13 protein-coding genes are annotated in these 14,577 nt (G+C 64.5%); 5 read left to right on the forward strand and 8 right to left on the reverse strand.

The window, feature by feature from the left end:
- The first annotated feature begins 19 nt into the window (after positions 1–19).
- Both CGLY_RS10560 and CGLY_RS10565 read left to right on the forward strand, forming a co-directional pair.
- Positions 20–1,753, forward strand: coding sequence for an ABC-ATPase domain-containing protein (locus tag CGLY_RS10560; protein ID WP_038549274.1), 1,734 nt, complete (start codon positions 20–22; stop codon positions 1,751–1,753).
- Positions 1,754–1,859: 106 nt separating this feature from the next.
- The gene (locus CGLY_RS10565) at positions 1,860–2,288 is read left to right on the forward strand and encodes a hypothetical protein (protein WP_038552590.1); all 429 of its coding nucleotides are present in this window, start codon (positions 1,860–1,862) and stop codon (positions 2,286–2,288) included.
- On the opposite strand, the gene CGLY_RS10570 is transcribed toward CGLY_RS10565, so the two are convergent.
- From CGLY_RS10570 to CGLY_RS10585, 4 genes are read right to left on the reverse strand one after another with little or no spacing between them, the layout of a single operon-like run.
- Positions 2,254–3,093 carry a hypothetical protein gene (locus CGLY_RS10570; RefSeq protein ID WP_052540034.1) on the reverse strand — a complete coding sequence of 280 codons (840 nt, stop codon included), beginning with the start codon at positions 3,091–3,093 and terminating at the stop codon, positions 2,254–2,256. The genes CGLY_RS10565 and CGLY_RS10570 overlap by 35 nt on opposite strands.
- A gap of 32 nt (positions 3,094–3,125) precedes the next feature.
- A complete protein-coding gene (locus CGLY_RS10575; RefSeq protein ID WP_227590244.1) occupies positions 3,126–4,493 on the reverse strand; it encodes a M20/M25/M40 family metallo-hydrolase in 1,368 nt (455 codons plus the stop codon).
- The gene (locus CGLY_RS10580) at positions 4,490–5,332 is read right to left on the reverse strand and encodes a MetQ/NlpA family ABC transporter substrate-binding protein (RefSeq protein ID WP_038549276.1); all 843 of its coding nucleotides are present in this window, start codon (positions 5,330–5,332) and stop codon (positions 4,490–4,492) included. The genes CGLY_RS10575 and CGLY_RS10580 overlap by 4 nt, the downstream gene beginning before the upstream one ends.
- A gap of 55 nt (positions 5,333–5,387) precedes the next feature.
- Positions 5,388–6,485: a 2,3-butanediol dehydrogenase gene (locus tag CGLY_RS10585; protein ID WP_038552599.1), complete on the reverse strand. Its 1,098-nt coding sequence runs from the start codon at positions 6,483–6,485 to the stop codon at positions 5,388–5,390.
- 155 nt (positions 6,486–6,640) lie between these two features.
- Between CGLY_RS10585 and CGLY_RS10590 the strand changes: the two genes are divergently transcribed.
- Positions 6,641–8,089: a lipase maturation factor family protein gene (locus tag CGLY_RS10590; RefSeq protein WP_038552601.1), complete on the forward strand. Its 1,449-nt coding sequence runs from the start codon at positions 6,641–6,643 to the stop codon at positions 8,087–8,089.
- Positions 8,090–8,463: 374 nt separating this feature from the next.
- Here the strand turns inward: CGLY_RS10590 and CGLY_RS10595 are convergent, their stop codons facing one another.
- The 4 genes from CGLY_RS10595 to CGLY_RS10610 all read right to left on the reverse strand — a co-directional run bounded on the left by CGLY_RS10595 (position 8,464) and on the right by CGLY_RS10610 (position 13,441).
- Positions 8,464–9,066, reverse strand: a complete 603-nt coding sequence (locus CGLY_RS10595; RefSeq protein WP_320406886.1) for a hypothetical protein — start codon at positions 9,064–9,066, stop codon at positions 8,464–8,466.
- A gap of 288 nt (positions 9,067–9,354) precedes the next feature.
- On the reverse strand, positions 9,355–10,419 hold the full coding sequence (locus CGLY_RS10600) for a Gfo/Idh/MocA family oxidoreductase (protein ID WP_038549279.1): 1,065 nt from the start codon (positions 10,417–10,419) through the stop codon (positions 9,355–9,357).
- A gap of 9 nt (positions 10,420–10,428) precedes the next feature.
- Entirely contained in the window at positions 10,429–11,904 is a 1,476-nt protein-coding gene (locus tag CGLY_RS10605; RefSeq protein WP_038549281.1) for a GntP family permease, read from the reverse strand.
- 91 nt (positions 11,905–11,995) lie between these two features.
- On the reverse strand, positions 11,996–13,441 hold the full coding sequence (locus CGLY_RS10610; RefSeq protein WP_038549282.1) for a PucR family transcriptional regulator: 1,446 nt from the start codon (positions 13,439–13,441) through the stop codon (positions 11,996–11,998).
- Positions 13,442–13,575: 134 nt separating this feature from the next.
- On the opposite strand from CGLY_RS10610, the gene CGLY_RS10615 reads away from it, so the two are divergent.
- Complete coding sequence (locus CGLY_RS10615; protein WP_038549285.1) at positions 13,576–14,298, forward strand: 5-oxoprolinase subunit PxpA; 723 nt, start codon at positions 13,576–13,578, stop codon at positions 14,296–14,298.
- Between the two features lie 30 nt (positions 14,299–14,328).
- On the forward strand, positions 14,329–14,568 hold the full coding sequence (locus CGLY_RS10620; protein ID WP_038549287.1) for an acetyl-CoA carboxylase: 240 nt from the start codon (positions 14,329–14,331) through the stop codon (positions 14,566–14,568).
- Positions 14,569–14,577 lie beyond the last annotated feature (9 nt).

Here is a 14,577-nt window from a genome sequence, read left to right on the forward strand (position 1 = left end):
GTTGCTAGGCTGCGGAGCCATGGCCCTCGGCGACAATCATTCCGACAGGAACAACGACCTCAGAAATACACTCACCAGCCTCGACGGCTCCGGGTACGGCGGTTACAAGCGCCTGCGCGGCACGCACCGGATCACGACGTCCTCAGGGACGCCGGTGACGCTGTCGGTGGACACGGTGCAGTCCGACCCGTTCGCACCGCCGTCGTTGGTGCAGGTCAGCGTTCCGTTCTCTGAGACAGGCCTAGCGGCGACGCTGCTCGACATCGACATCCCGGTGCGGGATCATCTGACCCGCCGTATCGCTACCGCCCTGCGTGGGCACAATCCGTCCGGCGGTAAAGGTTCCGGTTTCCTCGCCGTCGACACTCCGGGTCAGCAGGTTATGGATCGCAGCAGCGTCGTCATCTCCGTACCGGACGACCGGGTGACCGTCCGGCTCGAGGTTGCCCTGCCCGCACAGGGGCGGCGGATCCGCGGGCGGGCTGCGGCGTCACTGCTCTGCGAGGTACTGCCTGCCGTCGTGCAGGAGGCACTGCTGGATCTGGATGCCGCCGCGCTCGATGCGGTGGAGCTGGCTCACGAAACCTACCGGGACCAGGAGTTCCTGCGCGCAGCACTGGGCAGAATGGGACTTGTCGGCTTCGTGGCCGACGGGTCCCTCCTACCCCGGGCGGCAGGCAACTCCCAGCGCCCCCTCACCGAGGCCGTGCCCTTCTCATCCCCGGCATCCCTGCGGCACAGCGTGGCACTGCCGTCGGGACGAACCGTCACCGGCCTCGGCGTCCCGACAGGCGTGACTTTGATCGTCGGCGGCGGCTACCACGGAAAATCCACCCTGCTCAACACACTGGAACTCGGTATTTACAACCATGTTCCCGGCGACGGCCGTGACTACGCCGTCACCGACGGCGATGCCGTCGCCCTGCGGGCAGAGGACGGACGCGCCGTCACCGATGTCGACATCTCCCCCTTCCTGCATGATCTCCCCGGCGCGGGGTACGCCCCGGACACGCGGTGCTTCTCCACGACGAACGCCTCGGGTTCCACCTCCCAGGCCGCCGGACTGGTCGAGGCACTGGACTGCGGGGCGACGTCACTGTTGATCGACGAGGACACGTCGGCGACGAACTTCATGATCCGCGACGACCGGATGCGCGCACTCGTGCCGTCGGCGAAGGAACCGATCACTCCCCTGGTGGACCGCGTCCGCTCGCTGTGGGAGGACCACGGGGTGTCGACAGTGCTTGTCGCGGGCGGATCAGGCATGTTCATCGACGTCGCGGACACGGTGATCATGCTGGACAACTACCGTCCGGTCGACGTCACGGCTCAGGCGACGGACCTCGCTGAACCGACGGCAGGCGGTGGGCTGCACCGGCCTTCTCCACGAGCCCCGGGCCGCACGACATTCTCGTCACCGGGCCGCGGCGGCAAGGGCCCACGTCCACCACAGGCGAAGGGGCTGCGGTCGATCCGCGTCGGTGAGGAGTACATCGATCTCTCCGCTTGGTCGCAGCTGGTCGACCCGTCGCAGACCAACGCCATCGCCGCGGCCCTGCGGGGGCTGGAGTTGGACGGTTCCACCCCACTGTGCGACCTGGTCGATGCTGTCGTCGAACATGTCGGGCGCGACGGGCTGGACGCCCTCTCCGCCCACGGGGCAGGCCGGCACCCCGGGCGTCTGGCCGGTGTGCGCCGCCATGAGATCGCCGCTGCGGTCAACCGGTACCGAGGGCTCAGGACCCGAAAATAGGCACCTTCCCGGGGACGCTCACGGGGCGAATCGCGTTCCCGGAATGGTGCACATTTCCCGCAGGAATGCCCGGACGCCCCCGGGCAGCGAGGTTAGGATGAAGTCCATGACGACCCCAGCACAGATCCGCAAGGCAGCGCTCGCCCTCCCCGACGCCGTGGAGGTCGAGACGTGGGTTTTCGCAGTCCGCGGCGCACCTTTCGCCACTGTCACCCCGGAGAAGATCCTCCAGACTCCGGGCGGCGAGGACATCGCACTGGACGATGTCAACGGTATGGAGTCCAATGCCCTGGTTCGACAGGGATGGTTCGCCGTCGCCCCGGACGAGCTGGCGGAGAGGCTCCGGACCGCGGACAAGGCGGTCGCAGGACAGGTGGGTGACCTGCCCCGAGCCATCGGCACTCCGGCCACCAGGGCGCTGGTTGAGAGGGGGATCACCTGTCTGGCTGACCTGCAGGGTGTCGCGGTAGACGAACTGGCGTCCTGGCACGGGGTCGGGCCTAGGGCTGTACGGATCCTGGGGGAGTCGCGATGACGACGCCATCCGGTCCGTAGCAGATCTCACCCGCGTCGAGTTCGACACTGCGCCTGGCGTTAGGCACCGAGCAGTCCCACTCCCCCACCGTCATCGCCAGGGTGTTGCCACCGCCCTCGGAGTCACGTCGTTCACGGTAGTCGTCGATGACCTCCTGTGCGCCGAGGCAGGATACGGACCCTTCACGGACCTTGACAAGAGTGTTCCCGGACGCAGCTCCACACATCGTTCCCACCGCCACTGGTTCGTCGGTGTCACTGTAGTCGCCGTCGATACCCGCAGGACGGTCAGAGTTCTCAGGGGTCTCCACATGGTTCTCGTGGTCCAGGACGTCGCCGGTGAGCGTCATCGCGCTGTCGTCTCCACTAATGTCCAGGGTTGTCTCTCCGACGGAGCAGCTCAGTTCAACATTCTGGCTCATCCCGCAGGAGGCGTCTCCCACGGTGATCCGCTGGCCGGAGTCCAGAGCGGCAGGGGCAGGCGGAACCCCTTCGACCATCGTGTAGGTGATCCCGTCGGCGGTGATCCTCGCAGCGCCGGGACGTTGCCGCTCGAACGGAGGCACCTCGATGTCCGGAGCATCGTCCGGCACACGTCCGGTGCAGGTGACTGCGGCTTCGGTGTCGATGATGCAGATGCCCGTCCCCTCATCACCGGTACGGTAGTCGAACAGTGTCGTCCCGCCTCGCTCGAAGGCAGCCGGATCGACATCCTCAAAACTCTCAGACTGCTCCGCGAAGGTCGGTGTCGGCGCATCCTCATCCCCGGAGGAACAACCGACGATAAGGAATATCCCCGTCGTCACGACAGACAATGTCCTGATTCTCTGAAATCTCCTCACAGGAATCTGTCTACCAGGCCGGCGTATGCCCTGACCGTCAAATCCAGATCCTCGAGATGGAGGTGCTCGTCATGGGTATGCAGCTGGGCATTGACCTCGGCGAGCGTCCGGTCACGGGCATTCAGGGCGAAGCCGTAACCCACCCCTCCCAGCCGTCGACCGAATCGCAGGTCAGAGCCGCCGGCGGCGAGTACCGGGACCACCGCGGCGTCAGGGAAAAACTCCCCGACTGTCTGCTCGACTGCCCGGTACAACGGCGAGTCTGTCGTGGAGACTTCCGCGGGCTCCGAGATCAGCCGTTCGATCTCCACTTCCCCGGCGAGATCACCGAGAGCGTCACGCAACTCGGCATCGACATCCTCATCGCTCTGGCCGGGCAGCGGACGGATGTCCAACTCGAGGTGAGCACTGGACGGTAGGACGTTGATCGCCTGCCCGGCGCGCAGCACCGTTGGCGCGACGGTCAGGTGTGACACCGCGTCGGCATAGCGAGCCAGGTCGCCGAATTCCAGGTAGGCGTCGTCGTCAGCGCCAGTGAGCAGGGCGTCCTGCACCTGCGGATCGAACCGGAACGCTTCGACGAACCCCTGCCACAGCGGGTCTTGCGACACGGCGGGACGGTGCGCGGCGATGCGTCGGGCGACCTCGGCGATCCGGGCGACGGTGAAGTCGCGTCCGAAGGGCTGCGACCCGTGCCCGGCATCGCCGGTCACGTGCAGGCGTCGTTGCGCCGCACCTTTCTCCCCGACGACGACCACCACGGCGTCCGACCCGTCACTGGTGGGCAGGTGCGATCCTCCGGTCTCGGAGATGCAGTTACGCCAGCTGAACGCAGCGGGATGTTCCTCGGACAGCCACTTCGCGCCGAGTCCGCCGCGAGCCTCCTCGTCGGCGACACCGACGAAGGTCAGCGTCCCGCGGGGTGGCGCCCCTGCTGCGGCGGCGCGGGCGACCTGACGGGTGACCACCGCCATGGGGGCGGTGAGTCCCAGCATGTCGACGGTGCCGCGCCCGTAGATCTTGCCGTCGATGATCTCCGCGCCGAAGGGGTCCACCGTCCACCGTGCGGCGTCGACGGGGACAACGTCGGTGTGGCCGAGGAAGGTCAGCGGTTCGGCGTCCGGGTCACTGCCCTCGACCGTGACGATGATGCTGGTACGTCCCGGGCGCGGTTCCAGACGGGTGATCGTCACCGCATCACGGACGGCGGGGTCGACGGTGAAGAACTCCTCCAGGGCGTCGGCGTTGCGCACCTCCTGACCGGAATCGGGGGTGAGATCATTGACGCAGGCATTGCGCACCAGCGTCTGCAGCAGCGCCAGGGATTCGGCGAACAGGTCGGTACCGGTCACGTTGTCAGTCACTTCAACGCCTCCGGAACGAACCAGTAGTTGTCTTCGCCGCGGCTCTCCAGATAGTCGGCGAACTCATCAGACCGGTACGCCTCGGCGACGGCATCAGCCCACTCGGAATCAACGTCCTCGCTGCGGACCACCGCGACGAGTTCAAGTTCGGGTAGCAGTTCCTCCTGGAACAGCTGCAGCTCCGGGTCCACGCCGGACGCATACGCCATGGAGCCGGGGATGACAGCCCAGTCCACATCGTCGAGCCCGCGGGAAATGAAGCCCGAGTCGAGGGTGCTGATGTCCAGATTGTGGGGATTTTCCGCGATGTCCTCGGCGCTGAGCTCGGTTTCGTCGGCATCATCGTTCAGGGTCAACCATCCTGCCTGGGCGAGGATGCGGTACGCGCGCGAAGCATTCGACGGATCCTCGGGAATCGAGACGCTCTGGCCATCCGCGATCTCGTCGAGACTGTCGTGATTCGACGAATACAGCCCGGCCGGAACAGTGGGAATGGGCGTGATCGATGCCAGGTCCGCCCCTGCATCCCGGTTGAATGCCTCCATGTAGGCGGTGTGTTGATCCACGTTGAGATCGACGCTGCCCTCCTGCAGCGCAATGTCTGCCTGCTGGAGTTCAGTGAAGTCGTCGAAGGTGACCTCGTACCCGTCCCCCTCAAGGATCGGGACGACCCCCTCGCGGAAAAGCTCACTGTACGGCCCCGGGGATGTGCCGACGCGGATGGTGCCGTCCTCCTGTTGTGCGCCGTCATCGGCGCAGGCAGCAACGCTGACGGCGAAGCCGGCGGCCAGCGCCGTCGCTCCGGCGGTGCGCAGGATGTGGCGGGTGGTGATTCTCATGATGGTGGTCTCCTGGTGGTGTATGAAACGTCGTCCACACACCACACTAGACCACTCAGTCTATGCCGTTCCCGGAGGGGGACACCAGGATCTTGACCGCGGTTTCATTCCGGTTGATCAATGTGTCGAAACCTTCGTCCACCAACCCGTCCAGTCCGATCTTGCCGGTGATGAACGGCGACAGATCGATCTTGCCGGACTCCACGAGCTCAATCGTCTTCGGATGAGAGTTGACGTAGCCGATCGTGCCCCGCACGTCGAGCTCCTTCATGACCAGCTTGTGCATGTCGAACTCAGACCTGTGACCCCAGATCGACACCACGACCAGCACACCGGTGGGGCGCAGCGCGTCCATCAATGTGTCGAGGACAACCTGCACGGACGTGCACTCGAAGGCGACGTCCGCTCCCACGCCATCGGTGAGCGTGGCGACCTCGGCGACGACGTCGACCTCCGACGGGTTCAGGACGACATCCGCGACGCCGGCGTCCAGGGCTTTCTGGCGGCGTAGTTCCGAGAGCTCAGACATCACCACGCGCACCCCGAGCGCTTTGAGCACAGCCGCCGTGAGCAGTCCGATCGGACCAGCGCCACCGATGAGAGCGGTCTTGCCTGCCGGGGACGCCCCGTCGGCCGAGAGGCCGGAACGCTCGACAGCGTGGTAGCCCACCGAGAGGGGCTCAATCAACGCCGCCTGGTCCAGAGGAACGGAGTCAGAGATCTTGTGGATCCACCGTCGGCGCACCACCACGTTCTCCGACAACCCGCCACCGCGGCCGGCCAGACCGATGAAGTTCATGTTCTCTGAGAGGTGATAGGTGGTGCTGTCCGGGCCGGTGTCCACGTCGTCGGCAATGATGTACGGCTCCACGACCACGTGATCGCCTACCGCCAGGTCGTCGATCCCCTCGCCGACCTCACTGACGACGCCGGAGAACTCGTGGCCGAGGGTGACTGGAGCATCCTCGCCGGAGATCGGGTGCGGCTTCCCACAGGCCGGACAGAAGATCGGCCCGTCCAGGTACTCGTGGAGGTCGGTGCCGCAGATGCCGCACCATGCGACGTCGATGCGGGCGGTGCCGAATTCGAGCGGTTGCGGGTCGATGTCCTCGACCCTGATGTCGCCGCGGTCATAGAAACGTGCTGCTCTCATGGTGCAGTCCAGTCCTTCCGGAGAATTGCGGGACCACATGGGTCGGCGGCCCCGTGCACTTTCCGATGATAGTCCGTCCGCAGCGGTACGGGCCCCCTCATCGACCCCTCTCACCCCTGCCGTTCCAGACCGGAGGAAGAGCTACGGTGGAGATCATGAATGGTGTCGCGGCCGTGGATTTCGAGTTCGCCCGCCAGATGCTTCAGCGGGGCATCGCAGTGCTCTTCATTCTCGGATTCCTGTCCACACTGAACCAGTTCCGCCCGCTGGCAGGTGAGCGCGGACTACTGCCGGCACCGGATCTGCTTCTGCGCGCGCGTGAGATCGAGCACGAACGCGGACAGAAGATGCTGCGTCCCACTCTGTTCCGCTGGGCAGGCTACACCGACCGGCGCCTGGCTCTGGTGTGCTGGGCGGGTACGACGGTGGCGTTTCTCCTGGTCGCAGGAGTACCGCAGCTCGGTCCTCCGTGGGTCCCGATGCTGTGTTTCCTGGCCCTCTGGTACGGCTACATGTCCGTGACCAGCATCGGCCGGACGTTCTACGGATTCGGCTGGGAGATGCTGTTGTGCGAAGCCGGCTTCCTCGCTGCGTTCCTCGGGTCGAATTCACAACCGCCGACGACGGTGACGATCGTCCTGATGATGTGGCTGGTCTTCCGGCTGGAGTTCGGGGCGGGGATGATCAAGGTACGGGGCGGTCGGGAATGGCGCGACCTCACCGCCTTGATGTACCACCACGAGACCCAGCCGATGCCCGGTCCCTTGAGCAGGACCGCACACCTGATGCCGTCCTGGTTCCACCGTGGCGAGGTCGTCGGCAACCACGTGACGCAGTTGGGCTTGACCTGGCTGCTGTTCGTTCCTTTGCTCAGCCTGGCGATCGATTCACCCTGGCCCCTGCTGGTCGGGGCAGGCACCGCCGCGGTAGTGATCGTCACGCAATTGTGGCTGGTGGTCACTGGGAACTTCGCTTGGCTGAACTGGGCCACGATAGTGCTGGTCTTCTCCGCGGTCGGCATTCCCGGTTCAGGTTCGGCCGACGCCGACATCCCCATCTACTGGGTTGTGGTGACCTCGGCGGTCTTCATCCTCTACGTGATTCTCAGCTGGCCTGCGGCACGCAACCTGTTCTCCAGGAACCAAGTGATGAACGGTTCCTTCAACCGGTGGCAGCTGGCCAACGCCTACGGCGCCTTCGGCACGGTGACGACCACACGCACCGAATACGTCATCGAAGGCAGCGCTGACGGGGTGACCTGGCAGGAGTACGGTTTCCGCGGAAAACCCGGTGACGTCCACCGGCGGCCGCCACAGATCGCCCCGTACCATCTGCGACTGGACTGGATGATGTGGTTCCTGCCTCTGGGCGGGATCGACCGATGGTTCATCGTGCTGCTGCACCGCCTGCTGGAAGCGGATGCCCCGACACTGAAGCTGCTCGCACACGACCCTTTTCACGCTGCCCGTCCGACGGCGGTGCGGGTGGTCTCCTACCGTTACCGGTTCTCCACCCGCGACGAGTTCACCGCCACCGGGGACCGCTGGGTCCGGGACCGTCGTTCCGTCCTGATTCCTCCGATGACGCGCGGCTCCTTATACTGACGCTGCTGCCGGTCCTGATCTCCGATGTCCGTACGGGATGAAGGGGTAAATTCGGGTCAGCTGGCTTGATCTTCACTGTGTGTGACGGGAGTTGCGCTGACATGACCGTGCGCCGGTTGTGCCCTTCCACAGGCCAGGAAAGTGTGTAGTTCATGACGAAGAGCAACTGCCCACACTGCAGAAATCTGCTATCCGTTCGGCGTATAAGAAGCTGGCCATGGGCTCATCCCCGCTGGCGCGGGGATGAGCCCACCGGATGTCCTCTAGCGCCGCCACCGTCGCCGTACTCCCCGCGCCAGCGGGGAGGAATCGAAAGTGTGTCACGAGGGGATCTGGCGGCGAAAACCTCGTCCTCGGAGCCAGCCGTCAGGCACTTAACTACCGATCCCCGTGCACGCCGGTGACGTCGCCGCCGCTGCGATCAGCCCTGCCGACAGGCCGTCGATGTAGCGCTCCTTCTCGGCAGCGGTGAGTCCGTCAGCTCCCCCGCCGGTGGCGCTGCCGAATTCATTGTAGATCCACGGTGTCTCCGCGATCAGGGAGATCACGGGAAGGTTGCCCTCCCACAACGGCTCCCGCCCGCTAAAGGAGTTGTCACGCACCGGAACTTCCCCGCCTTCGAGCACCGACCGTGCACCGGCAACGACGCCGGACAGCCGCTGCGATTCCGCGGCCATCTGCGGATCGTCAAAGGTGACGGTGCGGTGCTCACCACCGGCGTCCGTCCCCGCACGGTATCCGCCCTGACGTTGCGGGAAGATCGCCGACTGCTCAGCGCCCGAGGTTGTGTGGATAGACACTCCCATGAACGTGCCGGCAGCCGATGCCCGGTCAACGCGCTCGCGGTAGGTCACGTCATCGTCGACAGACGACTTCAGCACCTCCGTGCCGATCCCTACGAGGGCGAGCCGCGATTCGACGGCACGGGTGATCTCGAGAGCGTCGGCGTCCTCATCGCCATTGGGGTAGTCAATCATGCGGACGCCGGTAACCGGGTCGAACTCGTCGGTGTCTTCTCCGTTATGGCCGGGATCCAGGGCGATGACACATCGAGGGCCAGCGCTGCTTCCCGCTGACGACCCCGGCAGAGAGGACTGAGCGTGAGCGCTGGTCACCGAACAGACAGCGACTCCGGCGACGGCGACGAGGGCGGCGGAGACTACACGGCGGGAGTGGCCCCCCCAGGGAAGAATACTGCATAGGGAAAGTATAACGCACAGCTAAATCTGTGCTTACACTCATATCGATCGACGACCCGTCGTCGGCTACGCCGTCCCCCGGGCGAAGGCCTGTTCGATGATCTCAAGCACCCGGACCGCGTCCGCCGGATCGACCGGCAGTGGACCCGTGCCGTGGATGCTGGCAGCGAGGCCCCGGTAGAAGTCAGAGTAATCACCCACCAGCGTCTCGACCTGCCGGGACCGCTCCCCGACACTCACCGTGCCCCAGTTCGCGGACGTCGTTGTCCCGTAACCGGGGTCCCCGGGACGCACACCGTCCTTCAGCGCCTGTTCCTGGCCGTCAATTCCCCAGCTGGTGTACCCGGCCTCTGATCCGACGACCTGGAACCGTGGGCCCAGGTTCGGACGTACCGCACTCATCCACAGGTGGGAGCGGACCCCGGAAGTATGGCGCAAGGCGAGGAACGCGTCATCCTCGGAGTTGGTCTGCCTGCGACGCTGGTCGATCTCGACGTGCATGTCGAACTCACCGTTGGTCGACGCCACGGGACCGAACAGTTGGAGCGCCTGGTCGATAATGTGGGATCCGAGGTCGTAGAGCACTCCGGCACCGTCCGCAGGGGTGCCTGCGGTCTTCCAGGAGTCCCGTGGGACGGGCTGCCACTTCTCGAAGCGTGACTCGAAGCGACGCACCTCCCCCAGTGCACCGTCGTCGACAAGTGAACGAACGGTCCGGAAGTCGCCGTCCCACCGTCGGTTCTGGAAGACGGTGAGGCAGCGCCCCGCCCGCTCCGCACGCGCAATGAGGTCGCGGCCTTCATCAGCCGTGGGGACGAACGGCTTATCGATCAAAACATGCAGACCGGCGTCGAGAGCGGCGGTAGCCAACCCGGCATGGGTCGCTCCGGGCGTGCCGATCACGACGAGATCGAACTCGTCAGCGCGGGACCACACCGTCTCAGCGGAATCGAGCAGTTGGACGTCCGGATACTCCTGCAGCGCGTCCGCACGCCGCTGCTCGTTGGTGGTGACCACAGCCGTGAGGTCGAAGGCAGGGTCGGCGGCGATGAAAGGCGCGTGGAAGATGCGTCCGGACAGGCCGAAACCGAGGACAACGGTGCGGATCGGTGTGGTGTGTGAGGTGCTCATGTCCCCCTTCTACACGAAGACGGAGATCAGCAGCGCCATGAGTAGACCGAAGACCGACACCAGCGTCTGCACTGTCATATGTGTCTTGGTTGCCTGGCCGAGCGTCATGCCGAAGGATTCCTTGACGAACCAGAAGCCTGCGTGGTTCACCCAGTTCAGCCCCACCGACCCCGACCCGATGGCGATGACCACCAGCGACACGTAGGCCGACGGCATACCGGCGACCAACGGAGCGAGGATACCTGTGGCGCTGACGATGCCGACGGTGGCTGAACCGGTGCAGAACGACAGGATCAGACCAATCAACCAGCCGAGCAGGATGAGGTTCATGTCGAAGCCCGAGACCACGTCAACGATGGCATCGTTGATGTCCGACGTCTTCAGCACGGAGTTGAACATGCCACCGCCCGCGATGATCAGGGCCACGCCGGCGACAGACCCCAGGGAACTGCCGAAAGACTTCTTCACGTCCGCGCCACTCATCTTCGCAGAAAAGCTCAACACGAATGCAGCGAACAGAACACCGATGAACATGGCGATGACGGGCTCTCCGAGAAGGGCAGCCGGAGTCTTCAGCGAGGAGTTCGGCGCTACCAGATCCACCACAGTCTCGAAGAGCATGAGGACGACGGGTACCAGAACGCACACGAATGCCAACCAGGTAGGCACGGGGCGCAGGACGTTGCCAGACTCTTCACCACGTCGCGGTTCCTCCACCGGGGAAGAACCGTGCTCACCACCGGCGTTACCGGATGCGGCGCTCGCGGACAACTCTGCCGCGAGTTCCGCCGGAGTGGTACCGGTGTACTGGCGCACCAACTTGTCCTCCGGCTCCAGGGAGATCCGCGGTGCGATGAAGTGACCGTAGACCGGCCCGGAGAGGACGACAGCCGGCACTGCGCACAGCAGTCCCAGCCCGATCGTCAGCCCGATGTTGGCGTCCAGACCGTTGACAGCGATGGTCGGCCCCGGGTGAGGGGGAAGCATGCCGTGCAGGCAGCTCAGTGCGGCGATGGCGGGGATGAGGACTTTCAGGTACCAGGTCTTCGGGCGTCCGGCGGCGACGTCGAGGCGCAGCGCGACGCCGTAGATCACCGGCATCAGGACGACGAGTCCGACCTCGAAGAACATCGGGATGCCGATGAGGAAGGCGACCGCCGTCATCACCCAGGGTGCGGTGCGCGGAGAACTGTGGTCGACGACGAGGTCGGCGATACGCCCCACTGCTCCGGAGTCGGCGAGCAGACGCCCGAGCATTGCGCCGAGAAAGACGACGAGACCGGTCTCCCCGAGAGTCCCGCCTGCGCCGTCGATGAGCGTCTCAGGGATATCCGCCATCGGCAGACCTGCGGCGACTGCAGCAAAGAAGGAAACAACCGTGAGTGCGAGGAAGGGGTGGAGTTTCGTACGCCAGTTGATCAGGAAGATCAAAAGGATGATCGATACAGCCAGAACCCCAACCAGATAAGTTGGTGAATCATACATGGAGGCCGAGATTACACCTGCCTCGAACTCCGTCCTGTACCACTCCCCTTCGACGTGTGCGACGGTCTCGGAGACGGCACGGTACCCAAGCTCAGCGGCCTAGCAACTCCAACAGACGCAACGCCGTCACACACAACGCACGCCCCTCAGGGTCTGTCAGATCCACCCCCAGCTTCCGTTCGACCCGGCGACGATTCGCCAACAGCGTATTGCGATGGACCCCCAATACCTCCGCTGCTCTAGTCTGCGTATCGGTGGACAGGAGCGCCTCGAGGGTCTCGAAGGCCCGCCGCCGGTCAGACGATTCAAGGAGGGGCCTCAGCACGGCAGTCACCAGCGACGGCCGGAACACCTCGGGCAGGAGACTCACAACATCACCCAGGTCGGGCACACCCTGGATTGTCACGCCAGGTGTTGTCTCGCGCCCCACTTGAATACGGAGGGACAGAACAAGATCTTCCGGGGTCTCGCACATCGGCCCCACGAGCACCGAGTCCCCGGCTGCGGGGTCCACGGACGGTGCCAGGATCTCCGGAGTCCGCCACCCCTCTCCTTGTCCGTCATCTGGCAGGACCATCAGCAGGAACCCTCCTACCGTCACCAGCAACGCCGACCTCTCGCCCGACGACAGGGCTGACTCCACCCGATGCGCCAGGACGCTGCGCCGAACTCCCGACCGGGACGCTATCCGCACCCCGCGCATTCCCTGGGTCGGGTCCACTCCTGCTTCTGACAGCTCCGAGACGACGAACGGCACAAGATCGGCATCCGGATGCTGGATCATTTCAGCGGTGCGAGTTGCGCCCGCCGAGCCAAGTTCCTCGAACTGGCGGGTCAGCGCCATGCCGAGGATTGCTGCGGCGGGTGTCAGGAGCACCCTCATCTCCCGTCCTGCCTCCGCGGGGACGACAAGCGTCCACGTCGTCTCACCACTGATCGAGAGGGGGATACTGAGCTGTCCCGTTTCTCCGTCCCCCGCTTTCTCACCGCGTCCGCCTGCGACAACAAAGCCTGTTTCGTCAAAGACCGTCACCGTTGTACCTGCCTTTTGCTCGATCAACTCGACCAACCGGTCGACACCCTCATTCCTCGAAGCGCTACGGGTGCAGACCGTGGCGATATCCCAGGCCTGCCGTGACTCCCAGTAGCGTTCGCCGGCGATCGCCTGATTCACGCTGTGCTGGAGATGAAGAAACGGCATATCGGCGGCGACAGTGAGCACAGGAAGACCGAATGACCGCGCTGCCCCGATCAACCCCTCCGGCACACGCGCGTGAGGTTGCCCGATACCGAAGGCCAGGGCAGGAACATGTGCACCGACAAGCCGCTCGACGTACGCCTCCCAGATGCGCCCGTCCTCAAAGTTCATCGCCATCCCCGTGGTCAACAACAATGTGTCCGGTTCAAGATAAGCGGTGGGATCCAACTGCTCGGCGGTCACCACCGTCCGGACAGGACGGTGAAGCTCATCATCCGACGACGGAGTGGCGAGCTCCAGGTTCAGCGACGGATCAGCAATCAGGTCGACAATCAGCATGAATCAATGCTCCCTTGGCTCGTCAAGGCCACTCTTCCTTGTGCATACTGCGCAAAATCTGGTCACCAGATAGTGCACTTTCGATATTCTACGCGTCGTTTCTCGGAACTAATGTCCATAACGAAGGAGGAAATGTGAGCACAACCACAATCAATGCAGATCTTGGCGAAGGTCTCGGTCTTCACGCATTCGGCAACGACGAACACTTGATGGAGGTCATTGATCTCGCCAACGTGGCCTGCGGTTTCCATGCGTCGGATCCGCAGATCATGGACCGTACGGTGGCCCTGGCCAAAGAGCACGGGGTCTCCGTGGGAGCCCACCCCGGGCTACCCGACCTCGCCGGTTTCGGTCGCCGGGCAATGGCGCTCTCCCCGCACGAGGTGGAGAACATCGTTCGATATCAGGTCGGGGCACTCAGTGGCTTTCTTACTGGCCACGGTGTCCCCCTCAACCACATCAAACCCCACGGTGCCCTCTACGGCATGGTCGGTCGCGACCCCGAACTGATGCGCGGCGTAGCCAGAGTGGCGGCCGATTACGGCGTCCCCGTTCTCGGGTTGGCGAACACCGCGCACAAGACGGTGTGCGACGAGTTCGGTGTGCCGTTCATCGCCGAGGTGTACGTCGACCTCAACTATGACGCAGACGGGACACTGATCATCGAACGCACCCCGGCGCCTGCGGTCCCGGACGAGGCGGCAGCGAGAATCCGCTCCGGGCTGACGCAGGGCGTCATCCAGTCGGTCGACGGTGGTGACCTTCAGGTCACCTTCGACAGCGTCTGTGTGCATTCCGACCCACCCAATGCCGTTGACGTCGTCCGTGCCGTCCGGTCCGCCATCACATTCTCATAACCACACCTGCATCCCCAGAGAGAGGCCCTCATGTCAGAGATCAAGTCCCCCTTCCCCGGCGTCTTCTACCGCAAGCCAGCCCCGGACAAACCCAACCTGGTCAACGTCGGCGACATGGTTAGCGCCGGTCAGACGGTCGGCGTTATCGAGATCATGAAACAGTTCAATGAAATCAAGTCTGATGTCGCCGGCGTGATCCGGGAATTCCGCGTCGACAACGAAGGCATGGTCAACCCAGGTGACGTCATCGCCGTCATCGAAGAAGAGTAGGGCAGGAAC

This window comes from Corynebacterium glyciniphilum AJ 3170, from assembly GCF_000626675.1.
Taxonomy (GTDB): Bacteria; Actinomycetota; Actinomycetes; order Mycobacteriales; family Mycobacteriaceae; genus Corynebacterium; species Corynebacterium glyciniphilum.